Origin of the sequence: Nocardioides cremeus (genome assembly GCF_030518195.1) — a bacterium.
GTDB classification, from domain to species: Bacteria; Actinomycetota; Actinomycetes; order Propionibacteriales; family Nocardioidaceae; genus Nocardioides; species Nocardioides cremeus.
This window is the reverse complement of record NZ_JAULSC010000001.1, coordinates 546,385-568,518: the sequence shown is the minus strand read 5'-3', so window position 1 is coordinate 568,518 and position 22,134 is coordinate 546,385. Positions and strand designations below refer to the sequence as shown.

At 73.5% G+C, this 22,134-nt stretch carries 24 protein-coding genes and 2 tRNA genes; 10 read left to right on the top strand and 16 right to left on the bottom strand.

Features of this window, described 5'->3' with window-relative positions:
* Positions 1–60: 60 nt before the first annotated feature.
* From QWJ41_RS02760 to QWJ41_RS02730, 7 genes are all read right to left on the bottom strand, one after another.
* Positions 61–136, bottom strand: a tRNA-Ala gene (locus QWJ41_RS02760).
* A gap of 77 nt (positions 137–213) precedes the next feature.
* Positions 214–1,143, bottom strand: a complete 930-nt coding sequence (gene sepX / locus QWJ41_RS02755) for a divisome protein SepX/GlpR (RefSeq protein ID WP_302705634.1) — start codon at positions 1,141–1,143, stop codon at positions 214–216.
* Between the two features lie 82 nt (positions 1,144–1,225).
* The gene (locus tag QWJ41_RS02750) at positions 1,226–1,801 is read right to left on the bottom strand and encodes a GNAT family N-acetyltransferase (RefSeq protein ID WP_302705633.1); all 576 of its coding nucleotides are present in this window, start codon (positions 1,799–1,801) and stop codon (positions 1,226–1,228) included.
* 35 nt (positions 1,802–1,836) lie between these two features.
* Positions 1,837–2,313: a MogA/MoaB family molybdenum cofactor biosynthesis protein gene (locus QWJ41_RS02745; RefSeq protein ID WP_302705632.1), complete on the bottom strand. Its 477-nt coding sequence runs from the start codon at positions 2,311–2,313 to the stop codon at positions 1,837–1,839.
* On the bottom strand, positions 2,310–2,816 hold the full coding sequence (moaC, locus tag QWJ41_RS02740; RefSeq protein ID WP_302705631.1) for a cyclic pyranopterin monophosphate synthase MoaC: 507 nt from the start codon (positions 2,814–2,816) through the stop codon (positions 2,310–2,312). Before moaC ends, QWJ41_RS02745 begins: the two co-directional genes overlap by 4 nt.
* Positions 2,816–4,060 (bottom strand): molybdotransferase-like divisome protein Glp, encoded by a 1,245-nt coding sequence (glp, locus tag QWJ41_RS02735; protein ID WP_302705630.1) that lies wholly within the window; start codon positions 4,058–4,060, stop codon positions 2,816–2,818. Before glp ends, moaC begins: the two co-directional genes overlap by 1 nt.
* Positions 4,053–5,441, bottom strand: coding sequence for a UTP--glucose-1-phosphate uridylyltransferase (locus QWJ41_RS02730; protein WP_302705629.1), 1,389 nt, complete (start codon positions 5,439–5,441; stop codon positions 4,053–4,055). Before QWJ41_RS02730 ends, glp begins: the two co-directional genes overlap by 8 nt.
* Positions 5,442–5,464: 23 nt before the next feature.
* Here QWJ41_RS02730 and QWJ41_RS02725 point away from each other — a divergent pair, with 23 nt between their 5' ends.
* From QWJ41_RS02725 to QWJ41_RS02715, 3 genes are all read left to right on the top strand, one after another.
* On the top strand, positions 5,465–6,079 hold the full coding sequence (locus QWJ41_RS02725; protein ID WP_302705628.1) for a 5-formyltetrahydrofolate cyclo-ligase: 615 nt from the start codon (positions 5,465–5,467) through the stop codon (positions 6,077–6,079).
* 105 nt (positions 6,080–6,184) lie between these two features.
* Entirely contained in the window at positions 6,185–6,487 is a 303-nt protein-coding gene (locus QWJ41_RS02720) for a hypothetical protein (protein WP_302705627.1), read from the top strand.
* The gene (locus QWJ41_RS02715; protein ID WP_302705626.1) at positions 6,484–8,394 is read left to right on the top strand and encodes an MFS transporter; all 1,911 of its coding nucleotides are present in this window, start codon (positions 6,484–6,486) and stop codon (positions 8,392–8,394) included. The genes QWJ41_RS02720 and QWJ41_RS02715 overlap by 4 nt, the downstream gene beginning before the upstream one ends.
* 498 nt (positions 8,395–8,892) lie before the next feature.
* On the opposite strand, the gene QWJ41_RS02710 is transcribed toward QWJ41_RS02715, so the two are convergent.
* On the bottom strand, positions 8,893–11,616 hold the full coding sequence (locus tag QWJ41_RS02710; protein ID WP_302705625.1) for a penicillin acylase family protein: 2,724 nt from the start codon (positions 11,614–11,616) through the stop codon (positions 8,893–8,895).
* A 120-nt stretch (positions 11,617–11,736) separates the two neighbouring features.
* Here QWJ41_RS02710 and QWJ41_RS02705 point away from each other — a divergent pair, with 120 nt between their 5' ends.
* The 3 genes from QWJ41_RS02705 (at position 11,737) to QWJ41_RS02695 (ending at position 13,204) form a co-directional block, all read left to right on the top strand.
* Positions 11,737–12,066: an FmdB family zinc ribbon protein gene (locus QWJ41_RS02705; protein ID WP_302705624.1), complete on the top strand. Its 330-nt coding sequence runs from the start codon at positions 11,737–11,739 to the stop codon at positions 12,064–12,066.
* A gap of 65 nt (positions 12,067–12,131) precedes the next feature.
* Positions 12,132–12,797 (top strand): SAF domain-containing protein, encoded by a 666-nt coding sequence (locus tag QWJ41_RS02700; protein ID WP_302705623.1) that lies wholly within the window; start codon positions 12,132–12,134, stop codon positions 12,795–12,797.
* A gap of 47 nt (positions 12,798–12,844) precedes the next feature.
* A complete protein-coding gene (locus QWJ41_RS02695) occupies positions 12,845–13,204 on the top strand; it encodes a large conductance mechanosensitive channel protein MscL (RefSeq protein WP_302705622.1) in 360 nt (119 codons plus the stop codon).
* 22 nt (positions 13,205–13,226) lie between these two features.
* On the opposite strand, the gene QWJ41_RS02690 is transcribed toward QWJ41_RS02695, so the two are convergent.
* The 3 genes from QWJ41_RS02690 to QWJ41_RS02680 form a co-directional block, all read right to left on the bottom strand.
* Positions 13,227–13,412, bottom strand: coding sequence for a hypothetical protein (locus QWJ41_RS02690; RefSeq protein WP_302705621.1), 186 nt, complete (start codon positions 13,410–13,412; stop codon positions 13,227–13,229).
* On the bottom strand, positions 13,409–14,629 hold the full coding sequence (locus tag QWJ41_RS02685) for an LCP family protein (protein WP_302705620.1): 1,221 nt from the start codon (positions 14,627–14,629) through the stop codon (positions 13,409–13,411). Before QWJ41_RS02685 ends, QWJ41_RS02690 begins: the two co-directional genes overlap by 4 nt.
* 69 nt (positions 14,630–14,698) lie before the next feature.
* Entirely contained in the window at positions 14,699–15,670 is a 972-nt protein-coding gene (locus QWJ41_RS02680) for an exonuclease/endonuclease/phosphatase family protein (protein WP_302705619.1), read from the bottom strand.
* Between the two features lie 97 nt (positions 15,671–15,767).
* Between QWJ41_RS02680 and QWJ41_RS02675 the strand changes: the two genes are divergently transcribed.
* Positions 15,768–15,840, top strand: a tRNA-Arg gene (locus tag QWJ41_RS02675).
* Positions 15,841–15,933: 93 nt separating this feature from the next.
* Here QWJ41_RS02675 and QWJ41_RS02670 read toward each other — a convergent pair.
* Positions 15,934–16,347, bottom strand: a complete 414-nt coding sequence (locus QWJ41_RS02670) for a Fur family transcriptional regulator (protein WP_302705618.1) — start codon at positions 16,345–16,347, stop codon at positions 15,934–15,936.
* Positions 16,348–16,422: 75 nt separating this feature from the next.
* Between QWJ41_RS02670 and QWJ41_RS02665 the strand changes: the two genes are divergently transcribed.
* The gene (locus QWJ41_RS02665) at positions 16,423–16,896 is read left to right on the top strand and encodes an MSMEG_6728 family protein (RefSeq protein WP_302705617.1); all 474 of its coding nucleotides are present in this window, start codon (positions 16,423–16,425) and stop codon (positions 16,894–16,896) included.
* 16 nt (positions 16,897–16,912) lie between these two features.
* Here the strand turns inward: QWJ41_RS02665 and QWJ41_RS02660 are convergent, their stop codons facing one another.
* From QWJ41_RS02660 to QWJ41_RS02650, 3 genes are all read right to left on the bottom strand, one after another.
* Positions 16,913–17,854, bottom strand: coding sequence for a hypothetical protein (locus QWJ41_RS02660; protein ID WP_302705616.1), 942 nt, complete (start codon positions 17,852–17,854; stop codon positions 16,913–16,915).
* Positions 17,851–18,936, bottom strand: a complete 1,086-nt coding sequence (locus QWJ41_RS02655; RefSeq protein WP_302705615.1) for a DNA adenine methylase — start codon at positions 18,934–18,936, stop codon at positions 17,851–17,853. Before QWJ41_RS02655 ends, QWJ41_RS02660 begins: the two co-directional genes overlap by 4 nt.
* A 61-nt stretch (positions 18,937–18,997) precedes the next feature.
* Positions 18,998–20,209: a saccharopine dehydrogenase family protein gene (locus QWJ41_RS02650; protein WP_302705614.1), complete on the bottom strand. Its 1,212-nt coding sequence runs from the start codon at positions 20,207–20,209 to the stop codon at positions 18,998–19,000.
* Positions 20,210–20,281: 72 nt separating this feature from the next.
* Here QWJ41_RS02650 and QWJ41_RS02645 point away from each other — a divergent pair, with 72 nt between their 5' ends.
* Both QWJ41_RS02645 and QWJ41_RS02640 read left to right on the top strand, forming a co-directional pair.
* The gene (locus QWJ41_RS02645; RefSeq protein WP_193668607.1) at positions 20,282–20,551 is read left to right on the top strand and encodes a DUF2277 domain-containing protein; all 270 of its coding nucleotides are present in this window, start codon (positions 20,282–20,284) and stop codon (positions 20,549–20,551) included.
* Positions 20,548–21,435 carry a Sir2 family NAD-dependent protein deacetylase gene (locus QWJ41_RS02640; protein ID WP_302705613.1) on the top strand — a complete coding sequence of 296 codons (888 nt, stop codon included), beginning with the start codon at positions 20,548–20,550 and terminating at the stop codon, positions 21,433–21,435. Before QWJ41_RS02645 ends, QWJ41_RS02640 begins: the two co-directional genes overlap by 4 nt.
* Here the strand turns inward: QWJ41_RS02640 and QWJ41_RS02635 are convergent.
* Entirely contained in the window at positions 21,432–22,118 is a 687-nt protein-coding gene (locus QWJ41_RS02635; RefSeq protein ID WP_302705612.1) for an iron-dependent transcriptional repressor DtxR, read from the bottom strand. The two genes, QWJ41_RS02640 and QWJ41_RS02635, sit on opposite strands and share 4 nt — an antisense overlap.
* Positions 22,119–22,134: the final 16 nt, after the last annotated feature.

The following is a 22,134-nucleotide window of genomic DNA, read 5'->3' as shown; positions in this document are numbered from 1 at the left end:
GGGGAGGGGATCGGGCCCTGGGAGGATGTCGGTCCCCGCCGGCGTGGCGGGGACGACGTGTGGTGGAGCTGAGGGGATTCGAACCCCTGACCTTCTCATTGCGAACGAGACGCGCTACCAACTGCGCCACAGCCCCATCGCGCCCGAAGACGCTCGAGGAACGCTAGCACCCGGCCCGGCCGGCGCCGAATCCGGACCCCCGGAGCCAGGGGCTCAGGTGCCGACGGCGCGTCCGTCGTCGCCCTGGTCACGGCGGGCCCGGCGCTCCCGGTCGGCCTGGTCGCCCTCGCGGGCGAGCGCGGCGTCGATCTCGGTGCGACCCGAGGTCCAGACCCCGGTGGAGTCGAGGTCGATCGTGCGCACCGTGCGGCGCGTGGCCGCCGGCTTCGTGACGTACGTCGGCAGGGTCATCGGCACCGGGTCCCAGCCGCCCGCGGGGGCCTCGACGGCCACCTGCGGCTGCACGACCGGCACCTCCTCGGTCTGCGGCTCGTCGTCGGCGACGTCCTCGGCTGCGTCGGGCGCATCGTCTGCCTCGTCTGCGTCGTCCTCGTCGGCCTCGGCCTCGGCTCCGTCGTCCTCGACCGGCACGGCAGGGATCCGCGCCAGTGGGCCGGAGAGACCGGTCTCGCGGCGCACCATCAACCGGCAGGTCACCAGCCAGGCCACCAGCAGGGCACCCGGGACACCCAGGTAGGCAGGGCTCACCAGGCCGGCGATGCTCAGCACGCCGACCGCGGCCAGGGCGCCCAGCAGGGCGACGAGCACGCGACGGCGCCGGCGCGCGGCCCGGTTGGCCGCGGCGCGACGCTGGGCCGGGGTGCGCACGGGCGGCAGGGCTGAGGCGTCGAGGCTGGCCGCGGGAGGTGCTGCGTCCAGGCCCGGGGCGGGCTCGCTGCCGACTGAGGCGCTGCTGGCCTTGGTGACCACCACCGGCGGCGCGGAGGCACGTCCCGGGGTGACCACCAGGCGCGCCGAGCGGCGGGTGACCGGCTCGCGACGGGCCAGCACCCGCATGGTCTGGGAGAAGCGGTCGACCGAACGGCTGCGCACCACGTCGTCGTGGTGCTTGAGCGCCTTCGGGACCAGGTAGACGGCCCACGCCACGGCGAGGGCGACGAAGATCAGTGCGCTCAGGTCCACGGGCTCGACCCTAGGTTCGCTAGCGCAGGATGGGGTGGATGTCCACCAGTGTGTCGCAAATTGCTGGTGTGACTCGTGGGGTTCAGCTGCCCGTGACCAGCCCGACCAGCCCGCCGGGAGGCACGTCCTCGACGGTGATCGCGTAGAGGCGGTGGTCGCGCCAGTCGCCGTCGATGTGCAGGTAGCGGGGGGCGTAGCCCACCTCGTGGGCGCCGAGCTTCTCGACGACCCGCAACGAGTTGGAGTTCTCGGGGCGGATGGCGATCTCGACGCGGTGCAGGCCGAGCCCGGAGAAGGCGTGGTCGACGACCATCGCGACCGCCAGCGGGATGATCCCGCGCCCGGCGAAGCGCCGGTCGATCCAGTAGCCGACCGAGCCGAACTGGGCGGAGCCGCCGACAACGTTGTTGAGCGTCACCTGCCCCGCGAACTCGCCGTCCACCTCGACGACGAACGGGTACGTCGTGCCCTGGCGGGCCTGGCGGCGCATCCGCCACACCAGCGCCCGGAAGGTCGTGGGCCGCGGGTCTCCCCCGGGCGGCACGGTGGCGTCCCACGGCAGCAGCCACGCGGCGTTCTGCTGGCGTGCGCGGCGCCAGGCCTCGGCGTCGGAGACCCGCATCGGGCGCAGCAGCACCTCACCGTGGCGCAGCCGCACCGGCCACCCGCCTCGGACGGCCGGCCGGGGACGGCTCAATGGTCGCTCCCGACGACCTGCTCCACGGCGTGCACCAGCACCGGTGCGAGCACCTCGAGGCCGTCCTTGACCCCGCCCCGCGACCCCGGCAGGTTCACCACCAGGCAGGAGCCGACGACCCCGGCGAGGCCTCGCGAGAGCATGGCGGTCGGCACGCCCTTGGCCAGGCCGTGGGCGCGGATGGCCTCGGCGATGCCGGGCACCTCCCGCTCCAGCAGCGCGCGGGTGGCCTCGGGGGTGCGGTCGGTGGGGGTCAGCCCGGTGCCGCCGGTGGTGAGGACCAGCCGGGCCCCGGCCGAGACCGCGGCGGAGATCGCCTCGCGCACCGGGTCGCCGTCGGGCACCACGACCGGCTCGTCGACGACGAAGCCCAGGTCACGCAGGGCGGTGACGATCAGCGGGCCGGTGGTGTCGTCGTACACGCCGGCCGCGGCACGGTTGGAGGCGACGACGACGCCGGCGGGCAGGCTCACGGCCGGGCCCAGTCGCCCGAGCGGCCGCCGCTCTTGGTCTCGACACGCACGTCGGTGATGACCGCGGCCTTGTCGACTGCCTTGACCATGTCGACGACGGTCAGGGCGGCCACCGAGACGGCGGTGAGGGCCTCCATCTCGACGCCGGTGCGGTCGGTGGTGCGCACGGTCGCGGCGATCTCGACGGCGTCGTCGGCCACCGCGAGGTCGACCTCGACCCCCGAGAGCGCCAGCGGGTGGCACAACGGCACCAGCGACGGCGTCTGCTTGGCGCCCATGATCCCGGCCAGCCGGGCCACCGCGAGCGCGTCGCCCTTGGGCACGCCCTCACCGCGCAGCAGCGCCACGACCTTCTCCGAGACCAGCACCCGGCCCGACGCCCGCGCGGTGCGCGCGGTGACGGCCTTGTCGGAGACGTCGACCATGCGCGCCGCGCCGTGCTCGTCGACGTGGGTCAGCCGGTCCTGGCCGGGCTCGGCGGGCTCAGCAGGCTTCCCGGGCATCAGTGACCGCCCTCCAGCCCCGAGTCGAGGTGGATGACGCCCACCTCGGCCCCGGCCGGCAGCCGGGTGACGTCCTCGGGCACCACGACCAGCGCGTCGGCCTCGGCCAGGTCGCCGACCAGGTGCGAGCCCGGCCCGCCGACCGGGCTGATCCGGCCGTGCCCGGGCTCGGTCGTGGCCCGCAGGAACTGGCGCCGCCCCGGCGGCGAGGTGATCGCGTGGGTCAGCCGCATCGGCACCGTCGGGCGCGAGAGCGGGCTGAGCCCCATCATCGCCCGCAGCGCCGGCAGCACGAACAGCTCGAAGGACAGGTACGACGAGACCGGGTTGCCGGGCAGCGTGAAGATCAGGGTGTCGTCCTCACCGACCGTGCCGAAGCCCTGGGGCTTGCCCGGCTGCATCGCGACCGGACCGAACCAGACGGTGCCCAGCGGCGCGAGCGCCTCCTTGACCACGTCGTAGTCGCCCATCGAGATGCCTCCGGAGGTGACCACGACGTCGGCGCGCACCAGCTGGTCCTCGAGGGCGTCGAGGAAGGCGCGCGGCTGGTCGGGCACGATCCCGACCCGGTAGGCCAGCGCGCCGGCCCGGCGCGCCGCGGCCGCGAGCAGGTAGGAGTTGCCGTCGTAGATCGAGTCGTGGCCCAGCTGGGTGCCCGGCTCGCGCAGCTCGGTGCCGGTGGAGAGGATCACCACCCTCGGGCGCGGGCGCACGGCGATGGTCGCGCGCCCCACCGAGGCCAGCAGGCCCAGGTGGCGCGGGCCGAGCACGGTGCCCTCGTCGATGAGCAGGTCGCCGACCGAGACGTCCTCGCCCGAGCAGCGCACGTGCTGGCCCTCGCCGGGCGCCTTGTCGATGCGCACCCGCGCGACGCCGCGGTCGGTCCACTCGTAGGGCACGACTGCGTCGGCGCCGGCCGGCATCGGCGCGCCGGTCATGATCTTGGCCGCCGTGCCGGGCGAGAGCGCCAGCAGCCGCGCGTTGCCGGCCCCGATCTCGCCGACCACGGGCAGCTCGACCGGGTCGTCGGGCCCGGCCCCCACCACGTCGGCGCGGTGCACGGCGTAGCCGTCCATCGCGGAGTTGTCGAAGGGCGGCAGCGCGATCGGCGAGACCACCGACTCCGCCGCCGCGAGGCCCAGCGACTCCATCAGCGGCTGCTGGTAGGCCGGCAGCGGGCGGACCGCGGCCAGGATGCGCTCGAGGTGCTCCTCGACGGTGATCGGCGCGGGCGCGTCAGGCATTCGGGTCGCCGCTCAGCACGGCACCCGGGTCGACGCGCTGGGCCGAGCGTCCACCGACCCGGACGTCGCCGACCACCGAGACCCCGTGGCCGAAGGTGACGTCGCCCTGGATCGTCAGGCTCTGCGCCTGCTTCAGCGACGGGGCGCCCTCGGGGAAGCGCTTGTCGAACTCGCCGACGAGCTTGTAGTAGGTCTCGTCGAGCTCGACGTAGGGCACCTGCTCGGACTCCTGGTCGAGCACGAAGTCGGAGCCGATCGCGTAGACGTCGGAGCGCAGCACGAGCAGGTCGTTGGTGGTCTTGACCGGCACGAACCGGTCGCGGCCGACCTCGATGAGCCGGGCTCCCTCGAAGACCTCGATCGCGGCACCCATGGCGGTCTCGACCTGCACCACCTTCGGCGAGGAGGCGTCGCCGGGGTCGACGTTCTTGACGTTCTTGATCAGCGGCAGGCCCAGGATTCCCTCGCGCTGGTCGAGGGCGTCCTTCATCGCCTGCAGGTCGAACCACAGGTTGTTGGTGGAGGTGAAGCGGTGCCGGTCGAGGTCGCCGAGCGCCGCCTTGTCCTCGTCGAGGGTCTGCGCGGTCTCGCGCAGCACGATGCGCCCGTCGCTCTTGCGGCGGGCGAAGTGCCCGCCCTTGCGGTCCGAGGCGGTGCGGCGCACGGCCTCGATCGCGAACGGCGCGCCGGAGGAGGCGAACCAGCCGGCCACCCGCGGGTCGGGCACCGCGCCGAGGTTGTCGGAGTTGGAGACGAAGACGTAGCGGTAGCCGGCCTCGATCATCTGCTCGAGCAGCCCGGTGCCGCGCAGCGCGGTGTAGAGGTCGCCGTGCCCCGGCGGGCACCACTCGAGGTCGGGGTCCTTGGGCCAGCTGGCCGGCGAGAGGTCCTTGACCAGGAGCTTGGGCTCCTTGTTCTGCAGGAACTCCAGCGGCAGGTCCTCGACCGGCAGGTCCTCGTAGCGGGCCAGCGCGGCCATCGTGTCGCCGGAGGTGCGGAAGGAGTTCATGAAGACCAGCGGCAGCGTCGCGCGGTGCTGCTTGCGCAGGTGCAGGACCTGGCGGGCGATGATGTCGAGGAAGGACAGGCCCCGGCGCACGCACAGCAGCGACTTGGCGCGGTCCATGCCCATCGAGGTGCCCAAGCCGCCGTTGAGCTTGACCACCACCGTCCTGGTGATCGCCTCGGACGCGACCTGGTCGTCGACCTCGACGTCGGCCAGCGACTCCATGTCGACCGGCTCGATGCTCGACTCGGGGATCATCCCGGTCTCGCCGTGCTCGAGCAGGCGGTAGTAGTGCGCGAACGTCTCGATGGCGACCTCGTCGACGCCGGCGGCCTTCATCTTCTCGCGGGCAGCGCGCAAGCCAGGGGAACCCATGAACCCGATCGTAGGCTCGACCCGTGCGGTGCGAGCAAACCCCCTCCACAGACGGTGCCGGCGCGGCCAAGACCGCGCTGCGCGACCGGGTGCTGACCACCCGGCGCCGGCGCCCGCTCCTGGAGCGCCAGGAGGTCGCCCGAGCGATGGCCGAGCACCTGCTGGCCAGCCCCGAGGTACGCCGCGCGGCCACGGTGGCGGCGTACGTCTCGGTGGGCAGCGAGCCCGGCACCGCCCTGCTCCTCGAGGCGCTCGCCGCCTCGGGCCGCCGGGTGCTGCTGCCGGTGCTGCTGCCCGACGGCGACCTGGACTGGGCACGGCACGAGGGCGACCAGCACCTGCGCCCGGCCACGCGTGGCCTCCTCGAGCCCGACGGCGAGCGCCTGGGCCCCGGCGCGGTGGCCGGCGCCGACGTGGTGCTGGTGCCGGGCCTCGCGGTCGCCCCCGACGGGATGCGGCTGGGCCGGGGCGGCGGCTCCTACGACCGGGCGCTGGCGCGGGTGCCGGTCGGCACCTTCACCTGCGTGCTGCTGCACGACGACGAGGTGGGCCTCGACGTGCCCCGCGAGCAGCACGACCGCCCGGTCACCGCGGTGGTCTCCCCCGCCGGCCTGCAGCACCTTCATCCCGGCGGGTGACCTTGCCCAGGAGGGTGAACCGGGCCCTCCGGGCGCCCGGGTAGTCGTCGGGGTGGTCCCCTCGTCGACCCGAGGGCGCGGGGGCCGCGACGAGAGGAGCCCCCCATGACCACGCACGCGTCCCGGCCCCCGGCCCCGCCGTTGAGCTGTCGGCTGCTGGACCACCGCCACCGGTTCCGCAGCGAGGGGGCGGTGATGGCCTGGGCCTGCGAGCGCGGCTGCGGTGCCGGCGGCTCCAAGGAGTACGCCTCGGCCCGCGCGGCCGCCCACTACGCCGCCGCCTTCGACCGCCCGGCCTCCGGCGACCTGGGCCGCAAGGCCCCGCTGCTGGGGATGTTCCCGCTGCGGGTGTGGCGCTGGTTGCGCCAGCGCCGTGAGGGCGTCGTCGCGACGGGGGTGGCCCGATGAGCAGCACGGCCGAGCTCAACCGCATCGAGACCCAGGTGCCGGCCCGGATGGACCGGCTGCCCTGGTCGAGGTTCCACTGGCGCGTCGTCTTCGGCCTGGGCCTGGTGTGGATCCTCGACGGGCTCGAGGTGACCATGGTCGGCAACGTCGCCGCCCGGCTCACCGAGGACGGCTCGGGCATCGACATCAGCGCGGGCCAGATCGGCCTGGCGGCCGCGATCTACATCGTGGGCGCCACCCTGGGCGCGTTGTTCTTCGGCCAGCTCACCGACCGGTGGGGCCGCAAGAAGCTCTTCCTGATCACGCTGGCGGTCTACATCGTCGCGACGGTCGCGACGGCGTTCGCGACCACGCCCCTGTTCTTCTACGTCACCCGGTTCTTCACCGGTGCCGGCATCGGTGGCGAGTACGCCGCCATCAACTCCGCGATCGACGAGCTGATCCCGGCCCGGGTGCGCGGACGCGTCGACCTGACCATCAACGGCTCCTACTGGCTCGGCTCCGCGGCCGGCTCGGCGCTGGCGCTGGTGCTGCTCAACAGCTCCATCTTCGCCGCCGACCTCGGGTGGCGCCTGGCCTTCGGGCTGGGGGCCGTGCTGGGGCTGACGATCCTCGTGGTGCGCCGCCACGTCCCCGAGAGCCCGCGCTGGCTGTTCATCCACGGGCAGGAGGACGAGGCCGAGCGCATCGTCGGCGACATCGAGGACGACGTGCGCGAGGAGACCGGCCAGGAGCTCGAGGACCCCGAGGACACGCTGGTGATCCGCCAGCGCAAGACGATCCCGTTCCGCGAGATCGCCAAGGTGGCCTTCACCAAGTACCCGAAGCGGGCCGTGCTGGGCCTGGCGCTCTTCATCGGCCAGGCGTTCATCTACAACGGCGTCACGTTCAACCTCGGCACCCTGCTCAACGGCTTCTACGACGTCTCGTCGGGCATGGTGCCGTTGTTCGTCATCGTCTGGGCGCTGGCGAACTTCGCCGGCCCCGTCACCCTGGGCCGCCTCTTCGACACCGTCGGCCGCAAGCCGATGATCGCGGGCACCTACCTGGGCTCGGCCGTCGTGGTCACGGTTCTCGGGTTCTACCTGACCGGCACCGAGGGGAACCGGTGGATCTTCCTGGCCATCCTGGCCGCGGCGTTCTTCCTGGCCTCCTCGGGTGCGAGCGCGGCGTACCTGACGGTCAGCGAGATCTTCCCGATGGAGACCCGGGCGCTGGCGATCGCGTTCTTCTACGCGGTCGGTACCGCGGTGGGCGGCATCACCGGCCCGCTGCTCTTCGGTCGCCTGATCGAGTCCGGTGACCGCGGGCTGGTGGCGCTGGCCTTCTACATCGGCGCCGGCGTGATGGCGATCGGCGGGCTCATCGAGCTCGTCTTCGGCGTCAAGGCCGAGAAGAGCGACCTGGAGAGCCTTGCCGCACCGCTGACCAGCGACGAGGACACGGACTCCGACGAGGAGGCCGAGAAGTCCGAGAGCGAGAAGTCCGAGAGCAAGGAGTCCGAGGGCGAGGAGTCCGCGGGCGACGAGGACCGCGAGGACCCGAGGGCCGTCGAGCGCCGCCAGCGCGACGCCCGCATCCGTGAGCGTCGCGCCCGGCAGGTCGCGGGCAGCACCGGCAGCCGCCGCTACCGCCCGGGGCCGGGTCGAGGAGTCGGCTCGCCCTGGATCCCGCCCGCCCCCAGCGAGCCGTCCGAGCGGGCGCTGGACTCGGAGATCGAGCTGATCACAGCCGCCATGCAGGAGCACGACGAGATGGCGGTCGCCGACCTGGCCGACGCCGTCAACGCGAAGTTCTGGGGCCCGGGCCGCTTCCCCCGGGCGCTGCGGGTGGCTGCCGACGAGGGCCGCGTCGTGCGCGTCTCCCGCGGCCGGGTGCGGGCACCGGACCGGGTGGCCGCCCACTGAGGGCCATCGTTGGTCGAGCAGCGAGGGCCGAAGGCTCGAGCGACGCCGAGACCCCCTGACCCCATGGCGTACAACGCGTTGGCACCTCACCGGGTCTCGGCGTACGGCGAGCACGCCACTCACCGGGTCTCGGCGACGTTCCTCGCTGGCGCTCGTCACTGCTCGACCAACGGTGCGCACCGCCGTTGGTCGAGCAGCGAGGGCCGAAGGCTCGAGCGACGCCGAGACCCCGTAAGCCCATGGCGTACGGCGAGCACGAAAGTCACCGGGTCTCGGCGACGCTCCTCGCTGGCGCTCGTCACTGCTCGACCAACGACAGGGCACCGCCGTTGGTCGAGCAGCGAGGGCCGAAGGCTCGAGCGACGCCGAGACCCCCTGACCCCACGGCGTACGGCGCGTGGGCACCTCACCGGGTCTCGGCGACGCTCCTCGCTGGCGCTCGTCACTGCTCGACCAACGAAGGGCCTGTGTCGTCTGCGACCACTCCACCGACGGGGGTCAGTCGGGGGGCTGCAGCACCAGTCGGTCCTCGGTGGCGTCCTCGACGGCCTCGTCGCCGAAGCGCCAGGGCAGGGTCTCGCCGTCGGCCCAGAGGTCGGTCTGGTCGGTGTAGTGCTCGCTGGCGGGGTGCCCGGAGACGCCGGTGAGGTTGACCCAGCGCGAGGCGTCCCAGTCGCCGGGGCTGGTGACCAGGCGCATGGAGGGGGCGGCGGTCACGGCGTAGCCCTCCGCGGCGTCCCACGAGGTGGCGTCGACGATCGCGGAGCCGCCGCCCACGCCCCAGTCGTCGCGGTTGAGCAGCGCCTCGACGGGGCCGATCCCCGACTCCCCCAGCGTGGCCGAGCGCAGGTCGAGGCGGTGCAGGTGGCCCCACGTCCAGCTCTCGGCGTCGCGGGCCTGCCGGCGCACCAGCTCGTCGCGGGCCTCGAGCATCGCCCGGGCGAGCGTGTCGTCGCGGGTCTCGACCTCCTCGGTCACCACGTCGTCCCACCAGGGGTCGTCGGGCTCGTCGAGCAGGTCGGTGACCACAGCCATCCAGCGCTGCCCGCCGTCGGCGGCGAGGTCGGCGGGCAGCTCGTCGTCGAAGACGAGGCGCAGCAGGTTGGCCCACACCACGTTGTAGTACGCCGCCGCGGCGGAGTGCTCGCCCTCGGCGGGCTGGCTGAAGTCCCAGTCGCCGAGCAGCTCCTGCCCGTCGTCGGCGTACCCGCGGTCCAGGGGCACGTCGAGCAGGTGCGGCACCAGCACCGGAGCCATCGGGTTGCGGGTGTCGAGCTGCACCTCGAGCATGTCGTCGGCGTCGACGGGCCCGGCCTCGAAGCGCTGGGTGAGCAGGTCGCGGATGCGCTCGGAGCGCGCTCCGCGGTCCCAGTCGTCGGTGAGGAAGTAGGGGTAGTCCGGACCCACGACGGCCTGGTTGGCGGTGACCACGAACCCCTCGTCGGGGTCGAGCACGCTGGGCAGGGCGTCGTACGGCACGGTGCTGCCGGTCCAGTCGTTCTCGGGCAGCCAGCCGGCCGAGGGCAGCTTGCCGTCGTTGCCGGACTTGCGGATCGGGATCCGTCCGGGCGCCTGGTAGCCGATGTGGCCCTCGGTGTCGGCGTAGACGAGGTTCTGGGCGGGCGCCTCGAAGTCGGCGGCCGCGGCCCGGAAGGAGTCCCAGTCGGTGGCCAGGTTGAGCGCCAGGATCGCGTCGGCGGTGGTGCCCGGCTGCAGCGCGGTCCACTGCAGCGCCACGGCGGCCTCGTCGCCCTCGGGCACGATCGTGCCGAGCCTGCCGGAGGCGACGTCGGCGACCTCGGCGATCTGCTCGGCGACGTCGGAGACCAGCGGGCCGTGGCTGCCGGTGCGCACCGTGATGCGCACGTCCTCCCCGCCCTGCACGCGGATCACCTCCTCGCGGATCCGCAGCGGACGCAGCTCGCCGTCGCGCAGCACGTCCTCGCCGCTGACCCGCTCGACGAAGAGGTCGGCCACGTCGGGCCCGAGGTTGGTGAAGCCCCAGGCCACGTCGGCGTTGTGGCCGATGATGACGCCGGGTACGCCGGAGAAGGTGAAGCCGCTGACGTCGAGCGGGCACTGCGGCCCGACGTCGCGGCAGTGCAGGCCCATCTGGGTCCACACGCCCGGCAGGCTGGTGCCCAGGTGCGGGTCGTTGGCCAGCAGCGGGTCGCCCGACTCGGTCAGCTCGCCGGAGACGACCCAGGAGTTCGAGCCGATGCCCTCGCCGCGCCCCAGCCAGGCCGGCATCCGCTCGAGACCGTCGCGCAGGTCGCGCAGGGCGTCGTGCTGGTCGGCCTCGAAGCCCGGGCGCAGCGGCAGCCGGGTCTGGCCCCGCTCGGCGTCCTGCTCGTAGACCTGGTCGACCACCGCGCCCTGGGTGACGATCGGGGTCACCTCGCCGTAGGGGTAGGCGGGGAAGAGCTGGGCGGCCCGCTCGGCGCCCACCGCGTCCGCGCTGAGCACCCGGTCGATCTCGTCACCCATGTTGCCGCGCAGGTCCCACGCCATCGCCTTGAGCCACGCCAGGGAGTCCACGGGCGTCCAGTCCTCGGGCTGGTAGTCCAGGCCGCCCAGGCCCAGCACCGTGTACTCCACCGAGATGGTGGAGGTGCCGCGGTCGTCGAGGTAGGCGTTGACCCCGTCGGCGTAGGCCTCGAGGAAGGCACGGGTGTCGGGGGTCAGCAGCGCGACCTCCTTCTCCGCGACCCGCCGCCAGCCCATCGTGCGCACGTAGGCGTCGCTCTCGACCGCCTCCTCGCCGAAGAGCTCGGCCAGCCGGCCGGCCGTCGCGTGGCGGCGCACGTCCATCTCGAAGAACCGGTCCTGGGCGTGCACGTAGCCCTGCCCACGGGCCAGGTCCCCCATCGTGTCGGCGTAGATCTGGGCGATGCCGTGCTCGTCGCGCAGCACCTCCACCTCGCCGTCGAGCCCGGCGACCTCGACGACGCCGCTGGTCTGCGGCAGCGGCCGGCGCACCAGCACGGTGGCGGTGGCGGTGGCCAGCACCAGCAGCAGCACCAGCCCGAGGGCGACGTACGCCGTCAGGCGCATCGGCAGCGGCAGCGAGCGGAACCGCCGCCAGCCGCCGACCACGAACCCCGCCACGGCCCCGGCCGGGCCGCCCGGCGCCGCCGGGGTCGGGCCGGCGGCGGTGCCGGTGGAGGAGTCGGTGGAAGAGCCGGGCTGCTGCCCGCTGCTGCTCGAGGTGGTGTCGGTCATGGTGGCGGACATTCTGCCCTGACGTAGGATTAGCAGTCGGCGCAGCCGAGTGCCAGCGCCGCGTCACGATCGACCGTCACAGTTCCACGCGCCCCCGAGCGCCACCCCTGCGGAGACACGATGCCGACCTACCAGTACGCCTGCACCGAGTGCGGCCACGCCTTCGAGCAGTTCCAGAGCTTCTCGGACGACGCGCTGACCACGTGTCCCGAGTGCGAGGGCCGGCTGCGCAAGCTCTTCAACGCCGTCGGCGTCGTCTTCAAGGGCTCCGGCTTCTACCGCACCGACAGCCGCAGCGAGTCGGGCGCGGGCAGCAGCACCTCGTCCTCCAGCAACGGCTCGAGCGGCTCGTCGGCGTCGCCGGCCAAGGAGTCGACCTCGTCGACCAGCAGCACGTCGGGCACGTCGGGCAGCAGCACCTCGAGCAGCACCCCCGCCGCCTCCTCCTGAGCCTCCCCGCTGGGGGCCTGTGGAGGAGCGCTGCAGCCTCGGCGCCCGCGGCCTAGCGTCGCCGGGTGCTCTCCGCCGACCCCCGCCACCCCGACCCGCCGCTGACCAGGCTGCGTCGCGCCGCCCTCGGCGTACGCCGCTCGCTGCTGGCCCGGCGCCGCCCGCTCGCGGCCCTGCTCGGCGCGGTCGCGGTGCTGGCCGGGCTGCAGGCCGCCACCCAGCCTCCCCCGCCCGGCGTGGCGGTGCAGGTCGCCGCCCACGACCTGCCGGGCGGCGCGGTGATCGCGGCCGGCGACCTGGCGACCGTCGACTTCGCGCCGGACACCGTGCCCGACGACCTGGCGCCGGCGCCGGTCGGCGAGGTGCTCGCCTCGCCCCTGACCCGTGGCGAGCCGGTGAGCCGCGCACGGCTGGTCGGGGCCGGGCTGGGCGAGCACGCGGGCGCAGGCGTGGTCGCGCTGCCGGTGCGCCTGCCCGACCCCGAGGCCGCCGCGCTGCTGGCGGTGGGCGACCGCATCGACCTGGTCGCCACCGACCCGGCGGAGGGCGGCTCGGGAGTTGTCGCGCTCGGGGTGCGGGTGCTCGCGCTGCCGGAGCCGTCGGCGGCGCCCGGCAGCGCCGCGACCGGGCTGGGCGGGCGGGTGGTGGTGCTGGGAGTCGACCCGGCGGGCGTCCCCACGATCAGTGAGGCCGCGGCCCGGTCCTTCCTGTCCTACGCGTGGTCGCACTAGGGTCGAGACGGCCCGAACGGGCTGTTCGCCTAGAGAAAGGCTTCCTCATGGGTGGTTTCAAGAGCTTCGTCCTGCGCGGCAACCTGGTCGACCTCGCGGTCGCGGTCATCATCGCCACATCGTTCGGTCTCGTGGTCACCACGTTCACCAACTGGCTCACCGCGCAGCTCCCGCCGGCCGCCAGCGACTACTTCACCAACGAGGAGAACTCGTTCGGCGCCTTCATGAACGCGGTGATCGCGTTCCTGATGCTGGCCGCGATCGTCTACTTCCTCGTCGTGCTGCCCTACACCAAGGCCAAGGAGAAGTACTTCCCCAGCCCGGCCCCGGGCACCCCCGAGGACACCGTGCTGCTGCGCGAGATCCGCGACGCGCTGGTCACCGGGCGCGGCACCCCGACCGTCTGAACCCGGTCGCGAGCCGGTCGACCTAGTCGCCGTGGTGCGGCGGCACCTGCGCCCGCAGCCAGGCGTCGCCGTCGCGGCGCTCGCGCTCGTCGTCGGAGCGCTCGTCGCTGGTCGTCTCGGGCAGCGCGTCGCCGAACACCTCGGCCAGCCGCTTGCGACGCTCCCAGTCGCTCTCGCGACCGGATGCGCTCTCGTGCCCGGCCGTCATGTGCACAGCCCCGCGGCCTCGAGCGCCTCGTCGCTGGCCAGGCCCTTGCCGCCGCCGGAGCCGCTCGAGTCGCCGGAGTCGTCGCCCGACGACGAGCCGGGCACCTTGCCGGCGCTGATGACGTCGCTGCGCAGCTTCTTGGGCAACGGCTCGTCCTCGGCCAGCGCGTTCCAGATCCCGGCGGCGTCCTCGGTCCACACCAGCTTGTTGGGGTCGCTGGGGTCCACAGTGTTGGGGATGGTCATGAACTGGACCTTGTCGGCCCCGATGCCGCGGAACTCGTAGCCGAGCTGGGCGATCCTGACCAGGTTGCCCAGGCCCTCGTCGAGGGTGAGCGACTCGGTGGCGGCCTCGAGGAAGGCCAGCAGACGGTCGGGGCGCGCGAGGGTGTCGGAGGAGAGCACGGTGCTGGCCATCGAGGCGATGAACGCCTGCTGGCGCTTCATCCGGCCGATGTCGGAGCCGCCCGAGAGGGCGTAGCGCTCGCGCACGTAGTTGAGCGCCTGGATGCCCTCGAGCTTGCGGGTGCCGGCCTCGAGGTAGATGCCGTGCGCCCGGTCGTCGATGGTCTCGGGGATGCACACCTCGACCCCACCGACGGCGTCGACCATGCCCTGGAAGCCCTCGAAGTCGACGACGACGAAGTGGTCGAGGCGGATGCCGGTGAGCTCCTCGAACTGCTGGATCGTGCAGGCGGGCCCGGCGAGCTGGAAGGCCTCGTTCCACATCGTGTAGGACTCGGCCGGCACCTCGGTGCCGCCCTCGGTGCGGCAGGCGGGTCGGTCGACCATCGAGTCGCGCGGGATGCTGACGCCGTACGCGCGCTCGCGGTCGGCGGAGAGGTGCAGCAGCAGCGTGGTGTCGGAGCGCTCACCGCCGCCGGTGAGGCCGTCGATGTTGTTGCCCTCGCCCTCACGGCTGTCGGAGCCCATCACGAGGACGTTGAGCGGCTCCTGCGGCCCGGCGACCTCGACCTTGTCGGGACGCTCGCCGACCAGCTGGTCCTCGATGTCGAGGACGGTCAGGTTGTCGCTGTAGTGGCGGTAGAGGTAGGTCACCGAGAGCCCGGAGACCATGCCGAGGACGACCAGGGTGGCCACCAGCACCCGGCCCACCGTGTGCGAGCGACGCGGCTTGGCCCGCCGGCGACCGGCGCGTGCGCCGGCGGCGACGGGGGTCGCCACCTCGGCGTGCGGCGTCGGGTCGGGGTCGGTCACGTCTCGATTGTGCGGCGAGGCCCGCTTCTGCTCCAACTCCGCTCAGCGCTCTCTCAGGAGCGCCACAGGTCAGCGGTAGAGCCGCACCGTCGCCTGCAGCGGCCGGTGGTCGGAGCGGAACCCGCCGAGGCTGCGGTGGGCGGACAGCTGCGCGCGCTGCTCGTCGAGGGTGCGACGGGCCAGCAGCACGTAGTCGACCCACCGCCCGGCCAGGGTCGGCTGCACGCCGTCGAGGCCGAGCGCCTCGTACGACGAGACCGCGCGGTCCTCGAACTGCCGCGAGATCCCGCCCCGGGGCCGGGCGTCCCGGTCGTCGGCGTGGTCGAAGTTGTAGTCGCCGGTGCCGATCACCACGTCGCCGGACCAGGTGTCCCAGCGCTCGGCCAGCCACGCGATGTGCGCCTTGGCGTAGCGGGCGTTGATGTTGCGGCGGAAGCGCTGGCCGGTCTCGATGAAGTGGTTGACGTGGGTGTTGACGACCCGGACGGTGAGCCCGCTCTCGCGGTGGCGCAGCAGCACCGTGGTGACCCAGCGAGCGGCGAAGGGCCGCTGGGTGGCGCGCGGGCCCGCCCCCGGGTGCATCGCCCAGGCGTCGCGCGAGACGAGCACGAACCGGTCGCTGCGCCACGAGATGGCGTCGCCCTGGCTGCCCTTGGCCTGGTCGAAGTACGCCGTGCGCCAGCCCTGGGCGCGGTAGCGCGGGTGCAGGGCCACGAAGTGCTCGGTGTGCGCCTCCTGCCAGCCCACGACGTCGACGCCGCCGCGCCCGAGGATGCGGCTCATGTCGTGCTCGGTGTCGGCGCGGTCGAGGTCGTGGAAGACGTTCTGCGACACGACCCGGATGGTCGCGGCCAGCTCGCGACCCTCGAGCCGGGCGACCCGCTGGCGCGCCTCGGGCTCCGGCTCCGCCTCGCCCGCCGGCACCAGTCCGGCCACCGCGACGGCGACGAGCCCACCGATGAGCACCACCGCAGCGAGCATGGCGATCAGCACGGCCCCCGGCCGCGCCGAGGTCGCTGTCGCTCCTCCGCGCACGCCCACCGCCCCATCATCGCCGATCTCTTTACCTGCAGCACGGCCGCCCCGCGCGGGCCCTGCTTTCGTGCGGAGCGCGCCGTGCTGCCAAAATGGCGACGCGGCCCCAGTAGCTCAGCGGATAGAGCAGCCGCCTCCTAAGCGAAAGGTCGCAGGTTCGACTCCTGCCTGGGGCACCCTTCTCCGTTCGTCGACCGGTCGATCAATCCGCCGGTCCGTTGATCGAACGATCGACGAACCGGCGAGGCGTACTCGGTCGAGGGCGCGGGCTACTGGGCGGCGGCCGCGCAGCGCGGGCAGACCCCGAAGAGCTCGACGGTGTGGGTGACGTCGGTGAAGCCGTGCTCGGACGCGGCCTGGTCGGCCCACCGCTCGACGGTCGGGCCGACCAGCTCGACCGCTCGCCCGCACGAGCGGCACACGAGGTGGTGGTGGTGCTTGACGCTGCACTGGCGGTAGAGCACCTCGCCCTGCTCGTTGCGCACCACGTCGACCTCGTCGTCCTCGGCGAGCGCCTGCAGGGCCCGGTAGACCGTCGAGAGCCCCACGCTCTCGCCCCGCTCGCGCAGCAGGGCATGGATCTCCTGGGCGCTGCGCAACGAGTCGAGCTCACCGACCAGGTCACGCACGAGGGTGCGCTGGCGGGTCGAGCGGCGTACGTCGGTCCCGGTGCGCTCGGCCATGGCGTGGAGTCTAGGACGTGCCCGGGCAGCCCCGGGTGAAGCGGGCGAGCGCCCCGTCGCGGCAGCGTGGTGGGCATGCAGACGTTCCTCCCGTACGCCGACTTCGAGCGCTCGGCACGCTCGCTCGACGCCCGCCGCCTGGGCAAGCAGCGGGTGGAGTGTCTCCAGGTGGTGCGTGGCCTGACCGTGGAGGGCTACGGGTGGCGACGGCACCCGGCGGTGCTCATGTGGCGGGGCCACCTCGAGGCGCTGGGACGCTACTCGTTGACGTGCTGCGCGGTGTGGGTCGAGGAGGGGCGCGCCGACACCTGTGCCGCCTCGCTGGTCAGCGACCTCGCGGCGGCCGGGGTGCACGAGGTCCGCGACCAGGCCGCGCTGGCGGCGGCCGGGGCCCTGCCGCCGTGGCTCGGCGACGACGACTTCCACCTCAGCCACCGCTCGGCGCTGGTGCGCAAGGACCCGGAGCACTACCGCCCGCAGTTCCCCGACGTGCCGGACGACCTGCCCTACGTGTGGCCCGGGCCGCCGGGGGCCGCAACCACCGGATGAGCCCGCTCGCCAGGTCTCAGAGGTCGAGGTGCAGCTGGGCGTCGGGCTTCTCGACCCGGGCCGCCAGCGCCTCCCCGGGCACGCTGACCCCCGGGCCGTCGGGCAGCGGACCCTCCAGCAGCCCGTGGCGCACAGCGGCCGCGTGCAGGTCGGCGCGGAAGGCGTCGAGGTCGGCCAGGGCGTAGAGGCCGTCGATGCGGTGCTGCTCGAGCAGGGCGTGCATCCGCCGGAAGTCGCCCTGGCGGCTGAGCCAGCCGATGCCGTCGACGACGGCCAGCACGTACTGGTGGGCGAAGGACACGTTCGCCATGTCCATCACCTCGGTGACGGCCGCGGTGAGCTTGGAGCCGGTGGAGTCGAAGCCCTTGCAGGCCACCGCGATCAGCGCGTCGTCGAAGCCGGGCACCGCGAGGTCGGCCGGGCCGGTGTCGCCGTTGCGCCCGACGAAGCGCCCGCGCATCTCGTAGGGCAGGCCCAGGTCGCGCACGATCTGCTCGACGGCGTCCTCGATCAGCTTGCCGGCCACCCCGGCCCGGCTCGCGGTCTGGCGGCTGGTGCCGCGCGCGGCCAGCACGTCGCCGAAGGTGTAGGTGCGGTGCCGCTGGGCCTCGAGGGTCTCCAGCAGCCCGAACTCCTCGTCGAGCCAGACCACGACCCCTCGGGCGTCGGCGGCGACCGCCTTGACCCACGACGTGGTGCCGAAGGCGACGCGCAGCAGGTTCTTCAGCTTCTCCTGCGACAAGCCCACGCTCAGCCCGAGCGCGTAGACGTCGGCCGGGCGGTCCCGCACCCACCGGGTCAGCGACTCGACCGAGATCTCGTCGAGCTCGCCGAGGCTGGCCCCGGCGGCCACGATCGCGTCGGCCTGCTCGGAGGACTCGTCGACCGCGACGTGGGTGGTCAGGCGCCGCAGCCGACCCAGGTAGGCCTGCATCGCGCCCGTGTCGGGGCCCGTCATCGGGCGAGGAAGAGGTACTCGTCGACCGAGCGGCGCACGGCGGCGCGGTGGGTGCCGTAGTGGTAGGTGTGCGGCACCCGGCGCACCTCCACCTCGTCCTTGACCTCGCGCAGCAGCCGCACCAGCGTCTCGAGGTCGGGCAGCGCGTTGGAGGAGTAGGACAGCACCAGCGGCGAGTCGTGGAACTGCTTGAAGACCTCGCGGAAGGCCTCCTCGATGGTGCGTCGCGAGGAGTACTTGGTGACCCGCTTGGGCAGCTTGCGGCTCTTGGTGTCCCACATGATCGTGTCGCCGACCCAGTAGCGCGAGAGCCCCTCGAGGAAGTGGAAGCGCTTGGTGTAGTCGTTGTCGTCGGCCGGCGGCGCGTACGGCGGGTCGAGGTAGACCAGGTCGTGGCGACGCTGCGGCAGCTCGCCGACCTCGAGCGAGGAGACAGTGCACTCGCGCGGCCCGGCGAAGACGGCGGCGTTGTAGTCGGCGACCCGCTCGACGAAGTGCTCGCGCAGGCTCAGCCGCAGGTCACGCCGGCCGTCGTCGTAGCGGCTCAGGTCGCCGGTGAGCGTGAAGACCCCGCGGGGCTGCTTGCGGGCGGCGGCCAGGCACAGCGCGGCGATCGCGACCGCGCGCCCCCCGCCGCTCATCGTGTCGATGTGGCTCCAGGCCGAGTCGAGGAAGGCCAGGTCGTCGGGGGTGAAGTAGACGCCGGTGAAGGTGCGCCGCACGAAGTCGCGCTCGTCGGCGGCCGGGCCCAGGATGCGCTCCACGTCGTCGCCGGAGAGCACGGTGTCGTGGTTGACCACACCGGCGCTGGCCACCACGCCGGGGAAGCCGAGGTAGTCGTTGCTGTGCACCGACCAGCCCTGGTGCTTGAGCAGGTAGGAGACCACGCCCGAGCCGCTGAAGGCGTCGAGGGCCGACCCCGGGCCCGCGGCCGGCGCGATGTCGGCGAAGGCCTGGGCCAGGTGCGGCAGCAGCTTGTGCTTCGAGCCCATCCAGCGCACCCGCGGGAACACCGCCGCCCGGGCCGCCGCGTCGGCGGCCGCCGGCGTGGTGAGCGGGGCGGTGGACAGGCGGGGAGGCACGAGGACCATCTTGCCGCAGCGCACCGACAGTCCCGGCCAGGCCGCGCCCCGCGCGGTCCGCTCAGCCCTCGCGCTGGGCCTCGACCGTCTCGAAGCGGATGCCGGCCGCCATCAGCCGGGCGGTCAGGTTCTCCCCCATCGCCTGCGCGGTGGTCACGCAGCCGGCGGTGGTCGGGTTGTCGTCGTGGAGCAGGCACCGCGCCGACTCCGCGAGCATCTTGGAGGTCTCGCCGTAGCCGGGGTCGCCGCCGGAGACCCGGGTGTGGATGGTGCGCCCGTCGCCCTCGCCGATGAAGTCGACGGTGAACCAGCTCTTCTCCCGGCGCGCCGGCGAGGGCCCCTCGCCCTGCTTGATGCGGCTCTTGAGCAGGTTGCGCACGGGCGGGACCTGCGCGGCCACGCCGATCCCGACCAGGCCGGCCATCCCGCCCAGCGCGTAGCGCAGCGTCTTGGTGCCGATGTAGTGGGAGTAGCGGAAGTCGGGGCCGTAGGAGTCGATCGCGGCCCCGCTGCGCGCGACCACCATCGGGTCGAGCGTGGGCAGTGGCAGCAGGTAGTAGCCCAGCTCGCCGTCGCGGTGCGGCTTGCCCGCGACCGCGCGGCTGCGCCGGCCCTCGGGGCGCGCCTCGACCTCGCGGCGCTGCTTGGCGGCCTCGCGGGTCTGCTTCATCCGCGAGGTCGCCCCCATCGCGGAGTGGAAGGTGCCGCCCGAGAAGGTGCCCGAGGCGCGCACCACGCCGCGCACCGTGACCGGGCCGCTGGCCTGGAGCTGCTGGACGGTGTACCAGGCCCCCAGGTCGTGGGGGATCGAGTCGAAGCCGCAGGCGTGCACGATGCGAGCGCCGGTGCGCTCGGCGCTCTCGTGGTGGGCCAGGAACATCCGGTCGACGAACTCGGGCTCGCCGGTGAGGTCGACGTAGTCGGTGCCCGCCGCGGCACAGGCGGCCACCAGCGGCTCGCCGTGCTCGAGGTAGGGCCCGACGGTGGTGATCACGACGCGGGTGCTGCCGGCCAGGGCGGCCAGCGACGCGGCGTCGCCCGAGTCGGCGGTCACCAGCGGCAGCTCGGCCAGCGCCGGGTCGATGGCGGCCAGGTCGTCGCGCACGCCGGCCAGCTTCTCCGGGTTGCGCCCGGCCAGGGCCCAGCGCAGGCCGGCGGGGGCGTTGCGCGCCAGGTACTCCGCGGTCAGCCGACCGGTGAAGCCGGTGGCGCCGAGCAGCACCAGGTCGTGCTCGCGCTCGGATCGGGAGGCGGGATCAGGGGTGGCAGCCATGGGCCCATCGAACCAGCAGCACCCGCCTCGCGTCAGCACCGGTCCACGTGACGGCGACGTACTCTCGTGGGCATGTGCCGCAACATCCGCCAGCTCCACAACTTCGAGCCGCCGGCGAGCACCGACGAGGTCGAGGCCGCGGCGCTGCAGTACGTGCGCAAGGTCAGCGGGTCCACCAAGCCGTCGCAGGCCAACCAGGCCGCCTTCGACCGGGCCGTCGCCGAGGTCGCTGAGGCCACCCGCCACCTGCTCGACGCGCTGGTCACCACCGCGCCGCCCAAGGACCGCGAGGTCGAGGCCGCCAAGGCGCGGGCCCGGGCCGCGGAGCGGTACGCCCGGTGAGCCTCGCCCCCGCCACCACGACCACGGCCACGCCCGCGACCATGCCCGCGACCATGCCCGCGACGGCGTACGACGCGCCGCTGGCGCTGCTGGTCGACCGGCCGCTGGTGGTGCTCACCGGGGCCGGGCTGTCCACCGACTCGGGCATCCCCGACTACCGCGGACCGGGCGCCCCGCGGCGCACCCCGATGACCTACCAGGAGTTCGTCTCCGGGCCGGGCCCGCGGCGTCGCTACTGGGCCCGCAGCCACCTCGGCTGGGGACGGATGCGGCACGCCGAGCCCAACCCGGGCCACGGCGCGGTCGCCCGGCTGGGCGCCGACCTGGTGATCACCCAGAACGTCGACGGCCTCCACGAGCGGGTCGGCACCCCCAGCCTGGTCGCCCTGCACGGCCGGATCGCCGACGTGGTGTGCCTCTCGTGCCGCGCCACCAGCTCACGCGCCGAGCTGCACCAGCGCCTGACCGCGCTCAACCCCGGCTTCGCCGAGCAGCACGCCGACGTGACCAGCAACCCCGACGGCGACGTGGCCCTCGAGGAGACCGACGGCTTCGTCGTGCCCGACTGCGAGTGCGGTGGGCTGCTCAAGCCCGACGTGGTCTTCTTCGGCGAGAACGTGCCGCCGGCGCGGGTGGCGCGCTGCTACGAGGCCGTCGAGGCGCTCGAGCCGAGCGGCGGCGCGCTGCTGGTGGCCGGCTCCAGCCTGACGGTGATGAGCGGGCTGCGCTTCGTCAAGCGCGCCGCCAAGGCCGGCACCCCAGTCGTGGTGCTCAACCGCGGCGCGACCCGCGGCGACGACCTGGCCACGCACACGGTGCACGCGGGGTGCAGCGAGTTCCTCACCGCCCTGGCCGACCTGCGCGCCGAGGCGGCCTCGGCCTAGAGCTTGCGCACGAAGATGTGGTCGGCGGCCTCGGGCACGATCTCGGCGCTCTCGCCGGCCGCGCCGACCAGCACCCCGGCCTCGGTGGCCACGATCGTCACGGTCTTGTCGGGCAGCGCACCCACGCGGCGCAGCGCGCTCATCAGCTGCTCGTCCTTCTGCATCTCCTCCGAGATCCGGCGCACCAGCACCCGGCCCTCCTCGGGGCTCGCGGCGCTGGTCAGCGACTCGACGCCGCTCATGAAGGTCTCGACGGTGCTGGTCTGGCCGAGCTCGTCGAGACCCGGGATCGGGTTGCCGTACGGCGACTCGGTCGGGTGGTCGAGCAGCTCGAGCAGGCGGCGCTCGACGGTCTCGGACATCACGTGCTCCCAACGGCACGCCTCCTCGTGCACCAGCTCCCACTCCAGGCCGATGACGTCGATGAGCAGGCGCTCGGCCAGGCGGTGCTTGCGCATCACCCGGGTCGCCAGGCGCAGCCCGTCCTCGGTCAGCTCGAGGTGGCGGTCGCCCTCGACTGTGAGCAGGCCGTCGCGCTCCATGCGCGCCACCGTCTGCGACACCGTCGGCCCGCTCTGGTGCAGGCGCTCGGCGATCCGGGCACGCAGGGGCACGATCCCCTCCTCCACGAGCTCGTAGATCGTGCGGAGGTACATCTCGGTGGTGTCGATCAGGTCGCTCACCCGGCCATTGTCCACC

Coding starts and splice junctions, on each gene's coding strand:
- moaC (WP_302705631.1), bottom strand. CDS start 2,816: ATGCCCGGGAAGCCTGCTGAGCCCGCCGAGCCCGGCCAGGACCGGCTG.
- glp (WP_302705630.1), bottom strand. CDS start 4,060: ATGCCTGACGCGCCCGCGCCGATCACCGTCGAGGAGCACCTCGAGCGC.
- QWJ41_RS02730 (WP_302705629.1), bottom strand. CDS start 5,441: ATGGGTTCCCCTGGCTTGCGCGCTGCCCGCGAGAAGATGAAGGCCGCC.
- QWJ41_RS02720 (WP_302705627.1), top strand. CDS start 6,185: ATGACCACGCACGCGTCCCGGCCCCCGGCCCCGCCGTTGAGCTGTCGG.
- QWJ41_RS02715 (WP_302705626.1), top strand. CDS start 6,484: ATGAGCAGCACGGCCGAGCTCAACCGCATCGAGACCCAGGTGCCGGCC.
- QWJ41_RS02710 (WP_302705625.1), bottom strand. CDS start 11,616: ATGACCGACACCACCTCGAGCAGCAGCGGGCAGCAGCCCGGCTCTTCC.
- QWJ41_RS02705 (WP_302705624.1), top strand. CDS start 11,737: ATGCCGACCTACCAGTACGCCTGCACCGAGTGCGGCCACGCCTTCGAG.
- QWJ41_RS02695 (WP_302705622.1), top strand. CDS start 12,845: ATGGGTGGTTTCAAGAGCTTCGTCCTGCGCGGCAACCTGGTCGACCTC.
- QWJ41_RS02690 (WP_302705621.1), bottom strand. CDS start 13,412: ATGACGGCCGGGCACGAGAGCGCATCCGGTCGCGAGAGCGACTGGGAG.
- QWJ41_RS02670 (WP_302705618.1), bottom strand. CDS start 16,347: ATGGCCGAGCGCACCGGGACCGACGTACGCCGCTCGACCCGCCAGCGC.
- QWJ41_RS02665 (WP_302705617.1), top strand. CDS start 16,423: ATGCAGACGTTCCTCCCGTACGCCGACTTCGAGCGCTCGGCACGCTCG.
- QWJ41_RS02660 (WP_302705616.1), bottom strand. CDS start 17,854: ATGACGGGCCCCGACACGGGCGCGATGCAGGCCTACCTGGGTCGGCTG.
- QWJ41_RS02650 (WP_302705614.1), bottom strand. CDS start 20,209: ATGGCTGCCACCCCTGATCCCGCCTCCCGATCCGAGCGCGAGCACGAC.
- QWJ41_RS02645 (WP_193668607.1), top strand. CDS start 20,282: ATGTGCCGCAACATCCGCCAGCTCCACAACTTCGAGCCGCCGGCGAGC.